This is a genomic window from Antarcticimicrobium luteum (genome assembly GCF_004358185.1).
In the GTDB taxonomy this organism is placed as follows: domain Bacteria; phylum Pseudomonadota; class Alphaproteobacteria; order Rhodobacterales; family Rhodobacteraceae; genus Antarcticimicrobium; species Antarcticimicrobium luteum.
Genome location: NZ_SMUV01000066.1, coordinates 50,409 through 68,154, shown reverse-complemented (window position 1 = coordinate 68,154; position 17,746 = coordinate 50,409). Strand labels below are relative to the sequence as shown.

Genomic DNA, 17,746 nt, shown 5'->3' with positions numbered 1-17,746 from the left:
GGCATTTGCCCGCCATCACCGTCTGCTTATTTGGTTCCGGGCGTGCCGTCGAATTTCTTCTCGATATCGCTCCAGCAGTCGATGTAATCGTCCTGCAGCGGCGCCTCCTTGGCGGCGAAGGCGGTGAGGTGCTGGGGAAAGCGGGTCTCGAACATGAAGGACATGGTGTTCTCCAGCTTCTCCGGTCCGAGGTTGGAGTTCGAGGCCCCTTCAAAGGCGTTCTTGTCCGGCCCGTGCGGCAGCATCATGTTGTGCAGGCTCATCCCGCCGGGGACAAAGCCCTGCGGCTTGGCGTCATACTGGCCGTAGATGTTGCCCATCAGCTCGGACATGATGTTCTTGTGATACCACGGCGGGCGAAAGGTGTTCTCGGCCACCATCCAGCGTTCGCGGAACAGCACGAAGTCGATATTGGCGGTGCCCGGCACGCCCGAGGGGGCGGTCAGCACGGTAAAGATCGACGGGTCGGGGTGGTCGAACAGGATCGCGCCGACCGGGCAATAGGCGCGCAGGTCGTACTTGTAGGGCGCGTAATTGCCGTGCCAGGCCACCACGTCGAGCGGCGACTGGCCGATTTTTGTCTGGTAGAACTGGCCGCACCACTTGATGGTGAGGGTCGAGGGCGTCTCGCGGTCCTCGAAGGCGGCCACCGGCGCCTTGAAGTCGCGCGGGTTGGCCATGGCGTTGGCGCCGATCGGGCCGCGCGCCGGCAGCTCGAACTTCTGGCCGTAATTCTCGCAGACGAAACCGCGCGCCGGCCCCTCCAGCACCTCGACACGGTAGACGAGTCCGCGCGGGAGGATGGCGATCTCCTTCGGCTCCAGATCGAGGATGCCGAGCTCGGTGGCGAAGCGCAGCCGGCCCTCCTGCGGCACCACCAGCAGCTCGGAATCGGCCGAATAGAAATATTCATCCTGCATCGAGGCGGAGACCAGATAGACATGGCTGGCCATGCCGACCTGGGTGTTCACGTCGCCCGCCGTGGTCATCGTGCGCATGCCGGTCAGCCAGGTCAGCTTTTCCTCGGCGTATGGCACCGGATCCCAGCGGTACTGGCCCAAGCTGGTCACGTCCGGGTCCACATTCGGCGCCGATTTCCAATAAGGCAGGTCGATCTTGGTGTATCGTGCCGAATGCTTGACGCTGGGACGGATGCGATAGGTCCAGGTCCGCTCCGGCGGGTGGGCGGTAAAGGCGGTGCCAGAGAGCTGCTCGCCGTAAAGACCATAGTTGCATTTCTGCGGGCTGTTCATGCCCTGGGGCAGCGCGCCGGGCAGCGCCTCGGTCTCGAAGTCGTTGCCAAAGCCGGGCATGTAGCCCTCGGTGGTGCCGGTGGGCGAGGCGGCCTGCACCATTTTGTGGGGGTCAATCGGACGATTCATCGCGCGTTCCTCCTTTTGCTGCTTGCCTCGTAGTAGTTGTTTTTGTAACTAACAATACGCGATGACGGAAAATTTGGCAAAACCCGATGCGGCCAGGGATGATTTCGACCTGGCCAATTTTCTTCCCTTCCTGCTCAATCAGGCGGCCGAGGAAAGCTCGCTGGCATTCCAGCATGTCTACAAGAACCGCTATGGTATGTTGCGCACCGAATGGCGGGTGCTGTTCCACCTGGGCATGTACGGGCGGATGACGGCGAAGCAGATCGGCGTCCGCGCGATGATTCACAAGACCAAGGTCAGCCGCGCGGTGCAGCGTCTGGCCGAGCGCCGGTTCCTCACCCGTACCCGGGACGAGGCCGACCGCCGGTTGGAGCATCTGGAACTGACCCCGGCGGGCGAGGCCGCCTATCGCGATCTGCGCGGCGTGGCGCGGGACTATGACGCCAGGCTTGCCCGGCATTTCACCTCTGGCGAGGTGGCGCTGTTGCGCTCCATGCTGCGCCAACTGGCGGGCATCCGCTAGCGCCGGGGCGGATACCTCTGACCGCACCTTCGTGCTATTGATAACGCGACCCTCCCGGAACCGAGCGCCGATGCCCATGTCCAGCCCGCCCGCCGCCGCCGCCGACCTGTCCCAGTGGCTGCTGGAGTGCGGCCTGGACGGCACCCCGCGCGAAGAGATGCTGACGGGCTACTGCACGCGGCTGCTGGACGCGGGGGTGCCGCTGTACCGGCTGCATGTGGCGCAACGCGCGCTCAATCCGCGGTTCGGCGGCATCGGTTTCGACTGGCTGCGCGGCGGCGCCGGCGTCTCGCACGAGCATTACGCCCACCGCGAAACGCCGCGCCAGCGCTGGGTGCAAAGCCCGCTCTACGCGATCCTGGAAACCGGCGGTATGGAGCTGCGCGAGCGGCTGGATACGCCCGGCCAGCACAGCCGGTTTCCCCTGCTCAACGAGTTGCGGGATCATGGCGCGACCGATTATTTCGCTTCTGGCCTGTTGTTCGAGAAGCCTCCGGAGGGGGGGATCGTCGACCCCAACAACACGCCCGAAGGGATGCTCGCCTCCTGGACCAGCGATCATCCCGACGGGTTCTCCGAGGCCGACCTCGCGCTGATTCGCGGCACCCTTCCGCAATTGGGACTGGTGATGAAATCGACCTCGAACCGCCGCATCGCGCATGATCTGCTGGGCATCTATCTCGGACCCGACGCGGGAGAGCGGGTGCTGTCGGGCGAGATACAGCGCGGCTCGGTCGAAGAGATCAACGCGGTGGTCTGCCTGTTCGACCTCTCCGGTTTCACCAGCCTGGCCGAGCAGATCCCGGGGCCGGAACTGATCGCCATGCTGAACGCCTATTTCGGGCTGGCGGTCGCCGCCATCGAAGACCGCGGCGGCAATGTGCTGAAGTTCATGGGGGACGGATTGCTGGCAATGTTCGATTGCCCGACGCCGGAGCAATCCGCCTGCGCCGCGCTCGATATGGTGATCGCCCTCAGCAACCAGATCACTGCCGCCAACCGCGACCGCGAACGCGACGGGCTGCCGGTGACCCACTGTACCTTCGCGCTGCACGCCGGGGAGATCTATTACGGCAATATCGGGGCCGAGACCCGGCTGGATTTCACCGTGATCGGCCCGGCGGTCAACCTGACCGCGCGGATCGCCGATATGCACCGCCCGCTGGGGCGCCGCGTGATCCTGTCCGAGCAGATCCGCAGGGCTGCCCGGGGCGGTTCGCATGATCTGGTGTCGCTGGGGCGCTATATGCTGCGCGGGGTGTCGCAGCCGCAGGAGCTGTTCACGCTCTACACTGGCGCGGACGGCGCGGACGGCGCGGCCTAGAAGTTCACATCGACGCCCGGCAGATTCAGGGCCTTCATCATGTCGCGCAACTCCTGCCGCGCCGCGATGTTCGAGATGTTCAACTGCCGCACACCGATATCCTTGAGATCGAGAAGCGTCAGCCCGCGCGGGAACAGTTCGCGGAAGATCACCCGCTCGGAAAAGCCCGGTGCGATGCGAAAGCCAATGCGTTTTGACAGCATCTGCACCGCGCGTTCCATCTTTTCCTTGTTGACCATGCGCTGGGTGCCGACCCGGTTGCGGATCACCACCCAGTCGATCGGCTTCAGCCCGGCCTGCGCCCTGAGCTGGCGGGCGTTCCAGACCATCTCGGAATAGACCGAGGGGCCCAGGATCTTTTCGCCGCTGGGATCGGTGTGAGCCAGCAGGTCGAAATCGATGAAACTGTCGTTCAGCGGCGTGATCAGCGTGTCGGCCAGAGAATGCGCCACCTGGCTCAGCCGCGTGTGCGAGCCGGGGCAGTCGATCAGGATGAAGTCGTTGTCGCCCTCCAGCCCGGCGATCGCGGCCGACAGCCGGTGATCATAGACATTCTCGCCGGGGTTCAGCGTCGCCGGGTCGATCTCGGGCAGTGCATGCAGGCGGATCTGCGGCAGGTCGACGCCGCTTTCCCTGATGAAATCCGCTCGATTTTCCACGTAGCGGCCCAGGGACCGCTGACGCAGGTCCAGATCCAGCGCGGCCACCTTGTGGCCCAGCCGGGCAAGGGCGCTGGCCACATGCATCGAGACGGTCGATTTGCCCGCCCCGCCCTTTTCATTTCCTACAACGATAATATGCGCCATCGTTCCGTCCCTGGGCCCTTGTTAGGCTCTGATTTCTCTTTTCAGATACTATATATTGGGGCGGCTGCAAGCAAAACCCCAAAGCCCCGCGCGCGGTTGCCTGCGATTCCCGCGCCGGTGCTGTCGTTTCGCGTTCGGGTGCGGCAGGTTCGCCCGCCCCTTGGCCGCCTGCCTTGTCCGGCTGCCTGGCCCGCCGCCCCGCAATGCAAAAGCGCCGCCGCTGATCCACAGCGGCGGCGCTTGCATTGGCGCGAAAGGCGGTTGGATCAGAAACCCAGGCCTTCGTATTTTTTCTTGAACTTCGACACACGGCCGCCGGTATCCATCAGGCGCGAGGAGCCGCCGGTCCAGGCCGGGTGCACCGACGGGTCGATGTCCAGCGACAGCTGGTCGCCCTCGGCGCCCCAGGTCGATTTCATCTGAACCACGGTGCCGTCGGTCATCTTGACGTTGATCAGGTGGTAATCGGGGTGGATGTCTTTTTTCATCGCTCCGCTCCTTACGCCTCGGCGCCGGCCGATTTGGGTTTGTAATTCGAGACTTCCGCGATCCGGGCCGATTTGCCGCGACGCGAGCGCAGATAGTACAGCTTGGCGCGGCGGACACGACCGCGGCGGACAACGGTGATGCTGTCGATATTGGTCGAATAGAGCGGGAACATCCGTTCCACGCCTTCGCCAAAGGAAATCTTGCGAACCGTGAACGAGCCGGCGATGCCGGAGCCGTTCTTGCGGCTGATGCAGACGCCTTCATAGTTCTGCACACGGGTGCGCGACCCTTCGGTCACTTTGAAGCCGACACGGATCGTGTCACCGGCTTTGAAATCGGGGATATCCTTCCCCAGGGCGGCGATCTGTTCCGCCTCCAGCTGTGCGATCAGGTCCATCGCATCTACTCCTGAACTGCTCGTGGTTGGTCCACGAAGGTTTGCGCGCCCTCAGAGCTCTCGGTCTTCACCGGGTCCGCCTTGCCCGTCAGAGGGGGCGCCCGCCAGAGTTCAGGTCGTCTTTCGCTTGTCACGCTGACGTCCCGGTTATGGCGATAACGGGGAAGAACCCGCCGGTGCCCCGGAAAAACAGCAAAAACACCTGAGTCGGGTCGCCCCGGTCAGGTCGCGTTCGTTTAGGGGATGCGGGCCGCCATTGCAAGGCTTATGCGGCCCGCGCCCCTGGCGTTGAAATCAGGCGTCGGTCAGGTCGACCAGCGCCGCGTCGGGGGCGTTTTTCTTCACCGACTCGATGCCGTTGTCGCGGGCGCTTTCGCTGCTGTAGGATTCGCTGGTGCCGATCACCTGGCCGTTGGTGGCCTTGAGGTTGAACATCGGCTTGCCCGAGGAGGTTTCCTTGCGCTCATAGCGTTCGTCGACGGGGCCGTTCTTGCGCACCGACTGGATGCCGTTCTCGGCGCTGGCACGCTGTTTGTAGCCCTCGCTGGCCAGAATGATCTCGCCATTGCCCGCCTTCAGGCGAAAGCGGAACTCGCCCGCCTTGTCCTTGTAGAGTTCAAATTTCCCAGCCATTGCCCGGCCTCCTCACAATAAAATCAAACCTTGTGAGACTATTCCCCAGGATCGCCATCGCTGCAACGTTTCCCTTACCGGAGCCTTAGTCCTGCGCCTTGCGGCGCTGATAGGCCTGCCACAAATCGGGCCGGCGCTGTTTGGTGATTTCCTCGGACATCTCCTGGCGCCATTCGGCAATACGCCCGTGATGGCCCGACATCAGGATCTCGGGGATCGGGCGGCCTTTCCAGTCGGCCGGGCGGGTATATTGCGGATGCTCCAACAGGCCGTCCGAGAAACTCTCTTCTTCCGCCGAGGCCTGATTGCCCAGCACCCCGGGCAGCAGCCGCACGGTGGCATCGATCAGCGCCTGCGCGGCGATCTCGCCCCCGGTCATCACGAAATCGCCCAGCGAAACCTCCTGCACACCGTATTCCTCCAGCACCCGCTCATCGACCCCCTCGAAGCGGCCGCAGATCAGCGTCACGCCGTCGGCGCGGGCCAGATCGCGCATCAGCGGCTGGTCCATCCGCCGCCCCCGCGGCGACAGGTAGATCAGCGGCCAGTTGCGCGTGGCCCCCTCCATCGCCTGCTCGATCGCGGGGCCCAGGACGTCAGCGCGCAGAACCATGCCGGCGCCTCCGCCAGCGGGGGTGTCATCGACATTGCGGTGTTTGCCGATGCCGAACCCGCGCAGATCCAGCGTCTCGAGTTGCCACAACCCCTCCTGCAGCGCCTTGCCGGTCAGGCTTTCGCCCAGCACACCGGGAAAGGCGGTGGGGAACAGCGTGATCACCCGCGCCTTCCACACCCCGTGCAGGTCGGGCGTGGGTGTGATCAGTTCGCGTGGTTTCAGCGATGGGCGGATGGTCTTGCGGCCCAGCGAGCGGGCCGGGCGATCTGGGGTATCAGTCACGGGTTGTCTCCTGCGCGGCGCTGAGAATGGCCTGTTTGGCGGCGGCGCGCGCGTCGCGGTCGGTGTAATCGCGGTTGGCGGCCAGAAGTGCAAGCAGAACGCTGTCGTCCAGCCGCGCATTGGCGGGCGGAACCGGCGTGAGTCCGCGCTGCGCCTCTGCCGGGGTGCCGCACAGATCCAGCAGCGGCCCTGCCGGGCCGAGCGGGGCATCGGCGCAATCCTCCAGCCATATGCGATGGACCGGACAGGGCAGCGCCGCCGCCATAGTGTCGGCCGCCACCGCCAGATCGGCGCCGGGTCGGGTGGCGGCGGCGAAATCCGGCCATGCCTGCGTCATCGACGAGGCTTTGACATGTTCCCAATAGGCGCTGCGCAGCCAGCTTTCAGGCCGGCGCAGGGTGAGCACAAAGCAAAGCGGCGTTCCCGGGTGCATCTTGCCGGCGATCCGCGCCATGTCCGAGGCCAGCACCGCGGCGGCGCTGTAATCCGCGATCCCCTCGCGCCCCGGCAGATGGCCCGAAAGCTCTTCGCAGGACAGGCACAAGACCCGGTTCGGCAGCGGTCCGACCTTTTCCAGCAGGGCGCGAAACCGGCGCGCGAACTTGTCCAGCGTAAAGGGATCGCGCCAGCTGGAATAGCCGCGCGCGGCATGGACCAGATCGCGCATCTCGCCGCGCAGCACGATCCGGACCCGCCCCTTCAGCGCCGGCCGGTTGTGCCGCAGCACCTGTTGCAGGGTCGAGGTGCCGGTCTTGTGAAACCCGGAATGGATGACGATGGCGCGCGGCATCAGCCGGCCTCGCGCAGCAGCGCCTGCTTTGCCGCGCGCAGCTCCGCCTCGCCCAGATCGCTGCGGTTGAGCCGCAGAAACGCGGCCGCGCAATCGGGGGGCGGCGCGGTATTTGCGGGCGGGTGCGGCACCAGGCCCTCCAGCAGGGCGGCAGGCAGGCCAAGCAGATCCAGCAGCGGGGCGAGCGGCCCCAGCGGACGCCCGGCGCTCTGCTCCAGCGCGGCGCGATGAACCGGTAGGGGGGCGAGCGCGGCGGATATGTCATCGACCACAGCGTCCAGATCCGCGGCCCGGCGATAGCGTTCGGCAAAGTCCTCGGCGCTTTCGGTCATGCGCATGGCGCGCAGATGCTGGGCATGGACACTGGCAAGCCAAGCCTGCGGCGCGCGGGTGGAGAAATAGAACTCGGGCCGCGCGGCGGGGTGCAACTCACTCAGCACCTCAAGGATCGCGATCATCAGCGGCGCCGCCGCGGCATAGCTTTCGACCCCGTGCCGGCCCGGCATATTGCCGCACAGATCCTCGACCGAGGTTACCAGCGGACGGGGATCGGCGCTGTCCCAATCGACCATCACCTCGGCCAGCTCATAGCGAAACAGTGCCATGTCAAGCGGATCGCGGCTCGCCGACCAGGCCCGCGCGCTGCGCCCGGCGGGCATCATCCGGTCGCGCGGCACCAGCCGCAGATGCGCGTCGAGGGTCCGGCGGTTGCGGTGCAGCGCCTGTTGCAGCGTCGTGGTCCCGGTCTTGTGAAACCCGGCGTGCAGGATCACCCGCATCGGCCTAGCCCCCCTTGCGCGCGGCATGTTCGACCGGCGCGAGAAGCCTGGCCAGCTCCGGCGCCTCGCCGGCGCGGTCGCGCAATTGCTCGGGCGGGGGCAGGGCACTGGCCGGGGCGTCCTCCTCCAGCAGGGTCTGCACCAGCGCCACCAGATCCGCCTGTACGCCGGGGTCATCGCTGTTCAGCAGCAGCGCGAAAGCGGGACGCAGATCGGTCCGCTCCGCGATCAGCCGGCGGCGCACCGCCGGGCTGGCGAGATAACGCAGCAGCGCGCGGTCGACCTGGGCAAAGCCCTCGGCGACCTCGTTCAGCAGGTCGGCAAAGGCCCGGTGACCGACCCGCGCCTCCAGCCGCTGCACCACCTTGTCGAGCTCGGACGCCCCGGCGTCGGGCGGCAGGGCCCAGAGCTCCGCCATCGCCTGCTGCACGGCGGCGCGGTCCTGCGGGTCGGTGGGGTCATCCCCCTCCCCTCCGCTGTCGAAGGAGGCGCCGTTGGTGATCGAGGCCAGCGCCTGATCGAGCAGGCCGATCACCTCGTCCTGCTGCGGGTCGTGCGAATAGTGCAGCGCATAGATCGTTCCGCCCAGAGCGGTCAGCGCCAGCGGCAGCCAGAGCGGCGCCGCAAGCGCCCCGGTCAGCGCCGACAGGCCGGCACCGGCAGCATAGACCGCCAGCACCAAAACGACCTGTGTCAGCGCCAGAACCGTCAGGTGGAGCGGACGCGGCATGTCCCCGCGCGCCGCAGTCTTTCCGCTTAAGATCTGGGCCAGAAAGAACATCGCGGCCAGGGCCGCCAGCAGCGGCCAGGCCGCCTGCATCCACCCCGCCAGAAGCGGTCCGCCATACAGCGGCACGGCCATCAGCAGAAGGCCCGCGCGGCTGCGGCGGGGGGGCATCAGAACAGCCCGTCCGGGGGATCGGCGATGATGCGGCCGGCCTCCAGATCGACCGTCGGCACCGCCTCCTGCGTGAAGGGCAGCAGCACCGTCGCCTTCAGTCCCGGCCCGATGATCTCCAGCAGGTCGCCGGCGCCGTGGTTCTGCACAGACCGCACCCGGCCCAGCGGGGTGCCGCCGGTATCCAGAACCTCCAGCCCGATGAGGTCGGCATAATAGTATTCGTCATCAGGCAGCGCCGGCAGCCTCTCGCGCGGGGCATAGAGGCGCAGCCCCTTCAGCGCGTCGGCGGCCTCTTTGCTCTCGACGCCGCTAAGGCGCGCGGTCAGCCCGTTCTTGATCCGGCCGGTGACCTGCACGGAAAAGTTCTGCGTGCCGTCCTCGGAGCTAAGCGGGGCATAGTCCACGATGTCCTCGGGCACCGCGCAAAAGCTTTTCAGCCGCACCTCGCCGCGCACGCCATAGGCCCCGGCGATGGCGCCGACACAGACCTTGTCGTTCATCGGATTTTCTCCCCGGTATCGGCGGGAAAGCGGTCGACAGGATGGCGCAACATGGGACCTCGATCCGTTCGGAAAAAAGGGGGCGGGCCAGTGTCAATCTGGCCCGCCCCCGGCAGTCTTGTCCAGTGCGCGCATGCGCGCGCGGCGCAGGGGCGCTTATTCGGCGGTGTCTGCCGCGGCGTCCTCTGCCGGGGCTTCGGCCTCGGCGGCTTTCGCGGCTTTTTCTTCCGCGCGCTGCTTGGCCTTGGCGCCCGGCTCACCCTTCTTGAGGTTGCTGCGCTCTTTCTTGGCGATCACGCCGGCAGCTTCCAGCATGCGGGCAACGCGGTCGGTCGGCTGGGCGCCCTTGTCGAGCCAGGCCTTGACGGCGTCGATGTCCATCTTCACGCGCTCTTCGCTGTCTTTCGGCAGCAGCGGGTTGTAGGTGCCCAGCTTTTCGATAAAGCGGCCGTCGCGCGGCATGCGGCTGTCAGCAGCCACGATGCGGTAGAAGGGACGCTTTTTCGAGCCGCCGCGGGCCAGTCGGATCTTCATTGCCATGGTGTTTCTCCTTTGATGGCGTTGACCGGGCAAATCCCGGTTATTTCTGCTGTTGATGGACCCAGAGGGTCATTGCTGGTGTTTCTTGTGGTGGCGGATGACTTCCTCAATGATGAAATTGAGGAAGGCCTTGGCGAATTCAGGGTCCAGATCGGCCTGTTTCGCCAGGTCTTCGAGCCGCTCGATCTGCGCCGCCTCGCGGGCCGGATCGGACGGGGGAAGGTCGTGTTCGGCTTTCAGTTTCCCGACAGCCTGGGTGTGCTTGAACCGCTCGCCCAGGGTATAGACGAGGATCGCGTCGAGCCGGTCGATGCTATGCCGGTGCTCTTTCAGAAGCGCCGCGGCGCGGATGGCGTCATCGGTCATGGTCCGGGGTCCTTCTGCGGGGCTTGGAGCGTCAGTCAATGGCCCAGCCTTTCGGTTTGAACAGCGGGTCGGTATAGTGGCCGATCTCCATCTCGATCCCATGCGCCAGCTGGCTGCCGTCGAGCTGCGCCGGCGAGGGGTGGCGATAGACCGCGTCATTGCCGTCGATGCTGGCCGCGTCATGGTCCTTTACCGCGCCCAGCCGCTCGGCCAGGCGGATCGAATCGAGGTTCTTGGGATCGATATAGCTGACCGCCGTGGTCCAGCCCCGTTCGCGGTAGAGATAGCGGCGCACCGCGTGGGTCGCCTCCAGTGCATAGCCCTTGCCGGCCTTGTCGGGCCAGATCACCCAGGCGATCTCGGCCTCGGGCCACATCGCCGGTTTCCAGCCGCCGGCCATGCCATAGGTCTCGTCGGTCTGCTTGTCGTGGATCATCCACATGCCATAGCCGCGAATCTGCCAATGGCCGATCTCGGCGGCGTAGAGCATCCAGCTTTCATAAGGGGTTAGCGGCCCGCCCATGAAACGGGCGCGGTAGCTGGTGAAGGTCGCCTTGAAGTTCGGGTAATCCTCGGCCGCCGGGCCGCGCAGCAGCAGCCGCCGGGTTTCCAGTACGGGGATGTCGCGATGGGCCATCAGCCGGCCTCCGCGAGCGTCGGGTGGCGGTAGACGTGGCAGGGGTGACCCATCACCTCGCCCTCGCGTTCGAACCGGGCGCCGAGCCGGGTGGCCAGCGCCAGGGAGCGGGCATTGGCCGGGTCGATATAGGAGATCACCCCGTCGAGCCCGAGACGTTCGGCGCCGTAGCGCCGCGCGGCCAGGGTGGCTTCATAGGCCACGCCCTTGCCCTCGGCGGCGGCATAGAGATGCCAGCCCAGTTCCGGTTCGTCCCAGCCATAGGAATTGATGAAGCCGATGCGGCCTAGCGGTCTATCGTCGGCCTTGTCGGTGACCAGCCACATGCCGTAGCCGCGCAGCACCCAATGGCCGATCGAGCCGGTGAAGCCGCGCCAGGCGATGGGTTTGTCCTGCGGGCCGCCGATGAATTTGCTGCGTTCGGAGGCCATCAGTTCGGCATGCGCCTCGAAATCGCTTTCGCGCGGGCCGCGCAGGACCAGCCGTTCAGTCTCGATCACCGGGATGGGGAGGGTAAAGCCGGTCATTCCGCGCGCTCTGCCTGTGCCCGCGCCTCGGGGCCGGGGTGGCGATAGGCCATCTCGGTGTCATGGGTGACGTTGGTAAAGTCGCGCTCGTGCCAGGCGCCCAGCCGTTCGGCCAGCGCGACCGAGCGGGCGTTGCCCCGGAAGATGTTGCTGGTCAGGGTGGTGAACCCCATGTGGTCATAGGCATGGGCACGCGCGGCCTGCGCCGCCTCATAGGCGTATCCCTTGCCCTCGGAGCCTTCGAACATCACCCAGCCCAGTTCCGGCTCGGGCCAGCCCTCGGGGTTCCACAGGCCGGTGATGCCGATGATCGCGCCGCCGTCCCGGGTTTCCACCGTCCAGAAGCCATAGCCGTGCAGCGCCCAGTGACCGATGTTGCCGGCGAACCAGCGCCAGGCCTCGTTGCGGCTTTTTGGCCCGCCAAAGCCCCAGCTGCGCGCCTCGTCGGCGAAAAAGGCGGCGAGCGGTTCGAAATCGCGTGCCTCCGGCCCGCGCAGAATCAGCCGCCCGGTTTCCACGGCGGGGATATCCAGGGGGATTTTCAGGCCGGGCGCATTCATGCGTAGGCCTCCATTCCGCCACCGGTGAGATCGCCGGGCGCCGGGTGGCGCCAGATCTGCATGGTGCCGTGGCGCGCATGGGTGAAATCGCCGTCATGGCGCGCACCCAATCGCCGGGCGACGCGGGCCGATCCGGTGTTGGCCGGTTTCACCAGGCTGATCGCGGTCTGCCAGCCGAGCACGTCATAGGCATAGGCGCGCGCGGCGCCGCCGGCCTCGGTGGCGTACCCCATGCCCTCGTGGCCGTTGAACAGATCCCAGCCGATTTCCGGCTCCGGCCAGCCCTCTGGGTCGAACAGGCCGACCATGCCGATGGCCGTGTCGCTGTCCCGGACGGTCACGGTCCAGCGGCCGAAACCCTTGAGCGTCCAGTGGCCGATCTCCATCGCCAGCATGCGCCAGGCGCCTTCGGCGTTCAGCGGGCCGCCCACGAAATCGGCGCGCGGGCTGGCATAGAATTCGGCAAAGGGGCCGAAGTCCTGCGGGCCGGGCGCGCGCAGGATAAGCCGCTCGGTCTCAAGCGTGGGGATGATGAGGGTATAGCTCATGCGGCGGCCCCTTTGGTGGGGGCGGTGCGGTCGACATAGCAGGCTTGGCGTCCGGCCCGCGAGGGGGCGCCGGCGGGACGCGCCCGCCCCGTGAGGGGACGGCACGGACGCTGCCCGGCGCAGAGCGCCCGGCAATCAGCACCAATCATGTCGATCCGCAGGTACATCGCGCTTACTTCTTCTTCCCGAAGCCGCTCAGCCCCGGCGGCAGGCCCATGCCGCCGCCGAGCCCCGGCAGACCGCCCGGCATCTTGCCGCCCGCGCCCATCTGGCGTGCGGCGGCTTCCAGTGCCTTGGGGTCCATGCCGGCGGCCATCTCCTCGGGGCTGGGGCCGCCCTTGCCGAACATGCCTTTCATGGCCTGTTTCAGCATCTTGCCTTTGCCCATCTTGCCGATCTTCTTCATCATGTCGCCCATCTGGCGATGCATCTTGAGAAGCTTGTTCAGGTCGCTGACCTCCATGCCGGCACCGGCAGCGATCCGCTTCTTGCGCGAGGCCTGAAGGATCTGCGGATTGGCGCGTTCCTTCTTGGTCATCGACTGAATCAGCGCGATCTGGCGCTTGAGAACCTTGTCGTCGAAACCGGCCTCTTCGACCTGTTTGGCCATCTTGCCCATGCCGGGCATCATCGACATCATGCCCTCCATGCCGCCCATCTTGAGCATTTGTTCCAGCTGCATGCGCAGGTCGTTCATGTTGAACTGACCCTTGACCATGCGGCGCATCATCCGCTCGGCCTGCTCGGCCTCGATGGTTTCCTGCGCCTTCTCCACCAGCGCCACGATGTCGCCCATGCCGAGGATCCGGCCGGCGATGCGGTCGGGCTCGAAGGTCTCCAGCGCGTCCATCTTCTCGCCCAGGCCGACAAAGCGGATCGGCTTGCCGGTGACCGCGCGCATCGACAGCGCCGCGCCGCCGCGGCCGTCGCCGTCCATCCGGGTCAGCACGACGCCGGTGACGCCGATCTTGTCGTCGAACTCGGTCGCCACATTGACCGCGTCCTGGCCAGTCAGCCCGTCGACCACCAGCAGGGTCTCGCGCGGGTTGGCGACGTCGCGCACCGCGGCCGCCTGGGCGATCAGATCGGCGTCGATATGCAGCCGGCCTGCGGTGTCGAGCATATAGACGTCATAGCCGCCAAGGCTCGCCTGGGTCTTGGCGCGCTTGGCGATCGCCACCGGATCCTCGCCCTTGACGATGGGCAGGGTGTCGACGCCGATCTGCTTGCCGAGAATGGCCAGCTGCTCCATCGCCGCCGGGCGGTTGGTGTCGAGCGAGGCCATCAGCACCCGCTTGCCCTCTCTCTCGGTCAGCCGCTTGGCGAGCTTGGCGGTGGTCGTCGTCTTGCCCGAGCCCTGAAGGCCCACCATCAGGATCGGCGCCGGCGGGCTGTCGATTTTCAGCGCGCCGGGATCGCCCTCGCCGCGCAGCACGTCGACCAGCGCGTCATGGACGATCTTGACCACCTGCTGACCGGGGGTGACCGATTTGGTCACCGCCTGGCCGGTCGCCTGATCCTGTACCTTTTTCACGAAGTCGCGGGCGACCGGCAGCGAGACGTCGGCCTCGAGAAGCGCGACGCGGACCTCGCGCAGGGCGGTTTTCACGTCCTCTTCCGAGAGTGCGCCCTGCTTGGTCAGCCGGTCGAAGACGCCGGAGAGGCGTTCGGATAGATTTTCAAACATGGCCCTCTAGGCTCCTCTGCCGGCTTCCACGTGTCGTCCCATAAGTAGGAACAGACGGTTCAATTCTCAAACGCCTTCGCGCGAAATGCGGCGACGGTTCAAAACGGTTTTGCCCCCACGGGCGATACTCGCTGGTGGGGGGCGATCCCCGCATGGACGGGGACCGGAAGGTTTTTCACTTCCGGATGTTGCGGCGCGTTTAGGCGGTTTGCGGCGGTGAGTCAAGCTGGACCGGGTCTTGCGCCCGTGGCGGGATCGCGGCAGGACGGCGGCGGACAGTTACGGGAGAGTGCGGCTATGGATGCGTCATCGGCCTATCAGGACAGTCTGCCGGTCAGTTCGGACGCGTTGCTGCGGCAGCTCGACGACTGGGGGGTCGAGTACCGCCTTTATGAGCATGTCCCCCTGCGTACGGTCGAGGACAGCAAGGCGATCGAATCCGGGCTGCTGCCCGAGGGGCTGGACGTGCTCCGGATCAAGAACCTCTATCTGCGCGACCGCAAGAAGCGGAACTATCTTGTGACGTTGGAGCAGGACCGCGCCATCGATCTCAAGGCGCTGGCCCGCGATCTGGGCGCGGGCGGGCTCTCCTTCGGATCACCCGAGCGGTTGATGGAGTTTCTCGGCATCCGGCCCGGCGCGGTCAGCCCGCTGGCGATGGTGACCGGCGCGGGCATGGGGGTGCAACTGGTGCTCGACCGCGCGGTGCAGCGGGCGCGGATCATCTGTCTGCATCCGCTGGTCAACGACCGCACGGTGGCGATGCGCCGGGAGGCGCTGATGGAGGTGCTGGAGCGGTTCGGCGCCGCGATCACCTGGCTGGACTAAGCGCGGTATCCCGCGCCAGATAGCGGTCAGATAGTGGGCAGACAGTTGAATGCGCCCCAGCCGAACAGGGCCGGGGCGCGGGCCGCGATCAGGCGGCGATATTGTCCAGCGCCTCGTTTGCCGCCCTGAGTGCCGCGTCGGGGTCCACGTTCATCCGGTCGGCCGCGACGATCTCGATATCGGTGATACCGATAAAGCCCAGCACGTGACGCAGATACCCGGTGGCGAAATCGATCTCCGAGCCCACCGGCGTGCCGCCGGAGGTGACGGCGAGGATCGCGCGCTTGCCCTTCAGCAGCCCCTCGGGGCCGGCCTCGGTATAGCGGAAGGTGACGCCGACGCGCGCCACCATGTCGATCCATGCCTTGAGCGTGGCGGGAACCGAGAAATTGTAGATCGGCAGGCCGATAACCAGCACATCGGCAGCCTTCAGTTCATCCACCAGATCGTCGGACAGCGCCATCTGCGCGCGCTGGGCGTCGTTGCGTTGATCCTCGGGGGTGAAATTGGCGGCGATCCAGGTCTCGTCGATCAGCGGCAGCGCATCGGCCAGGTCACGGCGCAACACGGTGCCGGCGGCCAGACGGTCGACGATTTTGGCAGACAGGTCGCGGGAGGTCGAGGCGCTGCGGCGCGCCGAGGTGTCGATATGCAGAACGGTGTGGGTCACGTCGTTATCCTTTCGAGGTGGGCACGGAATATGTCCTGCTACACAGAAAGTATCTTGCATGACCGAACGCAATTACCGAAAAAGCAGGGCGTCTGTGATCTGATGCACATACCCGGAGGAGCGCATGGACAACTGGGACGAGATCCGCACCGCCTATCAGGTGGCGCGCATGGGCACCGTCAGCGGCGCGGCCGAGGTGCTGGGCGTGCACCACGCCACCGTCATCCGCCATATCGACGCGATCGAGGGGCGGCTGGGCGTCAAGCTGTTCCAGCGCCATGCGCGCGGCTACACGCCCACCGAGGCGGGCCAGGACCTGCTGCGCGTGGCGCAGGCGACCGAGGACCAGTTCAACCAGCTTTCCGGCCGGCTCAAGGGGCAGGGCGATGAGGTGACGGGCGAGCTTGTGGTAACCTCGCTGGCCTCGCTGTCGCCGCTGCTGGTTCCGGTGCTGAGCGAGTTTCAGGCGGCCCATCCGGGCCTCATCGTGCGCTTTCTGACCGGAGAGCGGCTGTTCCGCCTGGAATACGGCGAGGCGCATGTGGCGATCCGCGCCGGTTCCGCGCCGGACCAGCCCGACAATGTGGTGCAGCGTTTCGCCGATCTGCCGGCGGCGATGTATGCGTCCGAAGGCTATATCGCCGAATATGGCAAGCCCGCCTCGGCCGAGGATTTCGCCAGCCATCATTTCGTCGGCGCTGACGATCCCGACAACCGGGCTCCGTTCAGCAAATGGCTGTACGCGCAGGTTTCGCAGGAGGCGGTGATCTTTCGCTGCAACAGCGGCGAGGCCTCCGACGAGGCGATCCTTTCCGGCGCCGGCATCGGCTTCATGTCGGTCTGGGAGGCCGAGCGCCATCCCGGCCTGGTGCAGGTGCTGCCGCCGCAGCCGGAATGGGCCAGCGCGCTGTGGCTGGTCACCCATGTGGACCTGCACCGCACCAACAAGGTGCAGAGCTTTCTGCGCCACCTCAAGGAACGGTCGCAGGAGTGGTGCAAGTGAGCGGCACGGACACCGCAGAGCGGGCGGGGCTGAGCCCAGGGGTCCAGGGGCATCTGGCGATGCTGGCCTTTTCGGCGCTGGTGGCTGGCTCTTTCTCGCTCGGGACCCAGGTGGCGAACGAGATCGCGCCGGCCGCCCTCAACGCGGCGCGTTTCGCCATCGCCGCGGTGGTGATCGGCGTTTTTGCGGCGGCAACCGGCAAGGTGACCCGCGCGGCCTTTGCGGCGCCCTGGCGCTATCTCGTCCTGGGCGGGCTGTTTGCCGCCTATTTCGTGCTGATGTTCGAGGGGCTGAAGACGGCAAAGGCGGTCAGCGCCGCGGCGGTCTTTACCCTGACCCCGATCCTGTCGGCGCTGTTCGGCTACTGGCTCCTGCGCCAGATCACCACCCGGCGGATGGCCGCCGCGCTGGCGGTGGGGGCGGCCGGCGCGCTCTGGGTGATCTTCGACGGCGACTGGCAGACGGCAAAGGTGTTTCATATCGGCAAGGGCGAGGCGGTCTATTTCGTCGGCTGCGTCGCCCATGCGGTCTATACGCCCATGGTGCGGCGGCTGAACCGGGGCGAGCCGGCGGTGATGTTCACCTTTGGCATGCTGCTGGCGGGCTGCCTCGTGCTGGTGCTGTTCGGCTGGAATGACATCCGCGCAACCGATTGGGGCGCGCTGCCGCCGATCGTCTGGGTCGGCCTGTTCTATCTGGCGATCTTCGCCAGCGCCGCCACCTTCGTTCTGCTGCAGTTCGCCACCCTGCGGCTGCCTTCGGCCAAGGTGATGGCCTATACCTATCTCACCCCCTCTTGGGTGATCCTGTGGGAGATCGCCCTGGGCCACGGGGCGCCGAACGGGCTGGTGCTGGTGGGCATCACCATGACGGTGGTGGCGTTGGTCCTGCTGCTGGAACAGGAGGCGTGACATGAAGAGGCCTGACATGAAACGGTCATCTGCGCCGGGTAGGCAGA

General features: G+C 66.3%; 23 protein-coding genes. 5 read left to right on the top strand and 18 right to left on the bottom strand.

Going from position 1 to position 17,746, the window contains the following annotated elements; genetic code table 11:
• Nucleotides 1-26 precede the first annotated feature (26 nt).
• Complete coding sequence (gene hmgA, locus E1832_RS11905; RefSeq protein WP_133359979.1) at nt 27-1,382, bottom strand: homogentisate 1,2-dioxygenase; 1,356 nt, start codon at nt 1,380-1,382, stop codon at nt 27-29.
• A gap of 61 nt (nt 1,383-1,443) precedes the next feature.
• On the opposite strand from hmgA, the gene E1832_RS11900 reads away from it, so the two are divergent.
• Both E1832_RS11900 and E1832_RS11895 read left to right on the top strand, forming a co-directional pair.
• Nucleotides 1,444-1,905 (top strand): MarR family winged helix-turn-helix transcriptional regulator, encoded by a 462-nt coding sequence (locus tag E1832_RS11900; RefSeq protein WP_133359978.1) that lies wholly within the window; start codon nt 1,444-1,446, stop codon nt 1,903-1,905.
• A 70-nt stretch (nt 1,906-1,975) separates the two neighbouring features.
• A complete protein-coding gene (locus tag E1832_RS11895; RefSeq protein WP_133359977.1) occupies nt 1,976-3,229 on the top strand; it encodes an adenylate/guanylate cyclase domain-containing protein in 1,254 nt (417 codons plus the stop codon).
• Here the strand turns inward: E1832_RS11895 and E1832_RS11890 are convergent.
• The 16 genes from E1832_RS11890 to ffh all read right to left on the bottom strand — a co-directional run bounded on the left by E1832_RS11890 (nt 3,226) and on the right by ffh (nt 14,287).
• Nucleotides 3,226-4,035 (bottom strand): division plane positioning ATPase MipZ, encoded by an 810-nt coding sequence (locus E1832_RS11890; RefSeq protein WP_133359976.1) that lies wholly within the window; start codon nt 4,033-4,035, stop codon nt 3,226-3,228. The genes E1832_RS11895 and E1832_RS11890 overlap by 4 nt on opposite strands.
• A 266-nt stretch (nt 4,036-4,301) precedes the next feature.
• Nucleotides 4,302-4,523, bottom strand: coding sequence for a 50S ribosomal protein L31 (gene rpmE / locus E1832_RS11885; RefSeq protein ID WP_133359975.1), 222 nt, complete (start codon nt 4,521-4,523; stop codon nt 4,302-4,304).
• A gap of 11 nt (nt 4,524-4,534) precedes the next feature.
• Nucleotides 4,535-4,921: a 50S ribosomal protein L19 gene (gene rplS / locus E1832_RS11880; RefSeq protein WP_133359974.1), complete on the bottom strand. Its 387-nt coding sequence runs from the start codon at nt 4,919-4,921 to the stop codon at nt 4,535-4,537.
• 294 nt (nt 4,922-5,215) lie between these two features.
• Nucleotides 5,216-5,554 (bottom strand): YegP family protein, encoded by a 339-nt coding sequence (locus E1832_RS11875; RefSeq protein ID WP_133359973.1) that lies wholly within the window; start codon nt 5,552-5,554, stop codon nt 5,216-5,218.
• Nucleotides 5,555-5,639: 85 nt separating this feature from the next.
• Nucleotides 5,640-6,452 carry a tRNA (guanosine(37)-N1)-methyltransferase TrmD gene (gene trmD / locus E1832_RS11870; RefSeq protein WP_165978867.1) on the bottom strand — a complete coding sequence of 271 codons (813 nt, stop codon included), beginning with the start codon at nt 6,450-6,452 and terminating at the stop codon, nt 5,640-5,642.
• A complete protein-coding gene (locus E1832_RS11865) occupies nt 6,445-7,242 on the bottom strand; it encodes a sulfotransferase family protein (protein WP_133359971.1) in 798 nt (265 codons plus the stop codon). The genes trmD and E1832_RS11865 overlap by 8 nt, the downstream gene beginning before the upstream one ends.
• A complete protein-coding gene (locus E1832_RS11860; protein WP_133359970.1) occupies nt 7,242-8,021 on the bottom strand; it encodes a hypothetical protein in 780 nt (259 codons plus the stop codon). Before E1832_RS11860 ends, E1832_RS11865 begins: the two co-directional genes overlap by 1 nt.
• A 4-nt stretch (nt 8,022-8,025) precedes the next feature.
• Nucleotides 8,026-8,883 (bottom strand): hypothetical protein, encoded by an 858-nt coding sequence (locus E1832_RS11855; protein ID WP_165978868.1) that lies wholly within the window; start codon nt 8,881-8,883, stop codon nt 8,026-8,028.
• A 35-nt stretch (nt 8,884-8,918) separates the two neighbouring features.
• On the bottom strand, nt 8,919-9,422 hold the full coding sequence (rimM, locus tag E1832_RS11850) for a ribosome maturation factor RimM (protein ID WP_133359968.1): 504 nt from the start codon (nt 9,420-9,422) through the stop codon (nt 8,919-8,921).
• 156 nt (nt 9,423-9,578) lie between these two features.
• Nucleotides 9,579-9,962, bottom strand: a complete 384-nt coding sequence (rpsP, locus tag E1832_RS11845) for a 30S ribosomal protein S16 (RefSeq protein ID WP_133359967.1) — start codon at nt 9,960-9,962, stop codon at nt 9,579-9,581.
• 69 nt (nt 9,963-10,031) lie between these two features.
• The gene (locus E1832_RS11840) at nt 10,032-10,328 is read right to left on the bottom strand and encodes a chorismate mutase (RefSeq protein WP_133359966.1); all 297 of its coding nucleotides are present in this window, start codon (nt 10,326-10,328) and stop codon (nt 10,032-10,034) included.
• Nucleotides 10,329-10,359: 31 nt separating this feature from the next.
• Entirely contained in the window at nt 10,360-10,965 is a 606-nt protein-coding gene (locus E1832_RS11835) for a GNAT family N-acetyltransferase (RefSeq protein WP_133359965.1), read from the bottom strand.
• Nucleotides 10,965-11,492: a GNAT family N-acetyltransferase gene (locus tag E1832_RS11830; RefSeq protein WP_133359964.1), complete on the bottom strand. Its 528-nt coding sequence runs from the start codon at nt 11,490-11,492 to the stop codon at nt 10,965-10,967. Before E1832_RS11830 ends, E1832_RS11835 begins: the two co-directional genes overlap by 1 nt.
• The gene (locus tag E1832_RS11825) at nt 11,489-12,052 is read right to left on the bottom strand and encodes a GNAT family N-acetyltransferase (RefSeq protein ID WP_133359963.1); all 564 of its coding nucleotides are present in this window, start codon (nt 12,050-12,052) and stop codon (nt 11,489-11,491) included. The genes E1832_RS11830 and E1832_RS11825 overlap by 4 nt, the downstream gene beginning before the upstream one ends.
• Nucleotides 12,049-12,600, bottom strand: coding sequence for a GNAT family N-acetyltransferase (locus E1832_RS11820; RefSeq protein WP_133359962.1), 552 nt, complete (start codon nt 12,598-12,600; stop codon nt 12,049-12,051). Before E1832_RS11820 ends, E1832_RS11825 begins: the two co-directional genes overlap by 4 nt.
• A 172-nt stretch (nt 12,601-12,772) precedes the next feature.
• A complete protein-coding gene (gene ffh / locus E1832_RS11815; protein WP_133359961.1) occupies nt 12,773-14,287 on the bottom strand; it encodes a signal recognition particle protein in 1,515 nt (504 codons plus the stop codon).
• 297 nt (nt 14,288-14,584) lie between these two features.
• Between ffh and E1832_RS11810 the strand changes: the two genes are divergently transcribed.
• Nucleotides 14,585-15,115: a prolyl-tRNA synthetase associated domain-containing protein gene (locus E1832_RS11810; RefSeq protein WP_133359960.1), complete on the top strand. Its 531-nt coding sequence runs from the start codon at nt 14,585-14,587 to the stop codon at nt 15,113-15,115.
• Between the two features lie 88 nt (nt 15,116-15,203).
• Here the strand turns inward: E1832_RS11810 and E1832_RS11805 are convergent, their stop codons facing one another.
• Complete coding sequence (locus tag E1832_RS11805; protein ID WP_133359959.1) at nt 15,204-15,785, bottom strand: FMN-dependent NADH-azoreductase; 582 nt, start codon at nt 15,783-15,785, stop codon at nt 15,204-15,206.
• 124 nt (nt 15,786-15,909) lie between these two features.
• On the opposite strand from E1832_RS11805, the gene E1832_RS11800 reads away from it, so the two are divergent.
• Both E1832_RS11800 and E1832_RS11795 read left to right on the top strand, forming a co-directional pair.
• The gene (locus tag E1832_RS11800; protein WP_133359958.1) at nt 15,910-16,788 is read left to right on the top strand and encodes a LysR family transcriptional regulator; all 879 of its coding nucleotides are present in this window, start codon (nt 15,910-15,912) and stop codon (nt 16,786-16,788) included.
• 59 nt (nt 16,789-16,847) lie between these two features.
• On the top strand, nt 16,848-17,699 hold the full coding sequence (locus tag E1832_RS11795; RefSeq protein ID WP_425358973.1) for a DMT family transporter: 852 nt from the start codon (nt 16,848-16,850) through the stop codon (nt 17,697-17,699).
• Nucleotides 17,700-17,746 lie beyond the last annotated feature (47 nt).

Excerpts from the sequence above, each read along its gene's own strand:
- hmgA (WP_133359979.1), bottom strand. The coding sequence starts at position 1,382 with ATGAATCGTCCGATTGACCCCCACAAAATGGTGCAGGCCGCCTCGCCC.
- E1832_RS11900 (WP_133359978.1), top strand. The coding sequence starts at position 1,444 with ATGACGGAAAATTTGGCAAAACCCGATGCGGCCAGGGATGATTTCGAC.
- E1832_RS11895 (WP_133359977.1), top strand. The coding sequence starts at position 1,976 with ATGCCCATGTCCAGCCCGCCCGCCGCCGCCGCCGACCTGTCCCAGTGG.
- E1832_RS11890 (WP_133359976.1), bottom strand. The coding sequence starts at position 4,035 with ATGGCGCATATTATCGTTGTAGGAAATGAAAAGGGCGGGGCGGGCAAA.
- rpmE (WP_133359975.1), bottom strand. The coding sequence starts at position 4,523 with ATGAAAAAAGACATCCACCCCGATTACCACCTGATCAACGTCAAGATG.
- rplS (WP_133359974.1), bottom strand. The coding sequence starts at position 4,921 with ATGGACCTGATCGCACAGCTGGAGGCGGAACAGATCGCCGCCCTGGGG.
- E1832_RS11875 (WP_133359973.1), bottom strand. The coding sequence starts at position 5,554 with ATGGCTGGGAAATTTGAACTCTACAAGGACAAGGCGGGCGAGTTCCGC.
- E1832_RS11865 (WP_133359971.1), bottom strand. The coding sequence starts at position 7,242 with ATGCCGCGCGCCATCGTCATCCATTCCGGGTTTCACAAGACCGGCACC.
- E1832_RS11860 (WP_133359970.1), bottom strand. The coding sequence starts at position 8,021 with ATGCGGGTGATCCTGCACGCCGGGTTTCACAAGACCGGGACCACGACG.
- E1832_RS11855 (WP_165978868.1), bottom strand. The coding sequence starts at position 8,883 with ATGGCCGTGCCGCTGTATGGCGGACCGCTTCTGGCGGGGTGGATGCAG.
- rimM (WP_133359968.1), bottom strand. The coding sequence starts at position 9,422 with ATGAACGACAAGGTCTGTGTCGGCGCCATCGCCGGGGCCTATGGCGTG.
- rpsP (WP_133359967.1), bottom strand. The coding sequence starts at position 9,962 with ATGGCAATGAAGATCCGACTGGCCCGCGGCGGCTCGAAAAAGCGTCCC.
- E1832_RS11840 (WP_133359966.1), bottom strand. The coding sequence starts at position 10,328 with ATGACCGATGACGCCATCCGCGCCGCGGCGCTTCTGAAAGAGCACCGG.
- E1832_RS11835 (WP_133359965.1), bottom strand. The coding sequence starts at position 10,965 with ATGGCCCATCGCGACATCCCCGTACTGGAAACCCGGCGGCTGCTGCTG.
- E1832_RS11830 (WP_133359964.1), bottom strand. The coding sequence starts at position 11,492 with ATGACCGGCTTTACCCTCCCCATCCCGGTGATCGAGACTGAACGGCTG.
- E1832_RS11825 (WP_133359963.1), bottom strand. The coding sequence starts at position 12,052 with ATGAATGCGCCCGGCCTGAAAATCCCCCTGGATATCCCCGCCGTGGAA.
- E1832_RS11820 (WP_133359962.1), bottom strand. The coding sequence starts at position 12,600 with ATGAGCTATACCCTCATCATCCCCACGCTTGAGACCGAGCGGCTTATC.
- ffh (WP_133359961.1), bottom strand. The coding sequence starts at position 14,287 with ATGTTTGAAAATCTATCCGAACGCCTCTCCGGCGTCTTCGACCGGCTG.
- E1832_RS11810 (WP_133359960.1), top strand. The coding sequence starts at position 14,585 with ATGGATGCGTCATCGGCCTATCAGGACAGTCTGCCGGTCAGTTCGGAC.
- E1832_RS11800 (WP_133359958.1), top strand. The coding sequence starts at position 15,910 with ATGGACAACTGGGACGAGATCCGCACCGCCTATCAGGTGGCGCGCATG.
- E1832_RS11795 (WP_425358973.1), top strand. The coding sequence starts at position 16,848 with ATGCTGGCCTTTTCGGCGCTGGTGGCTGGCTCTTTCTCGCTCGGGACC.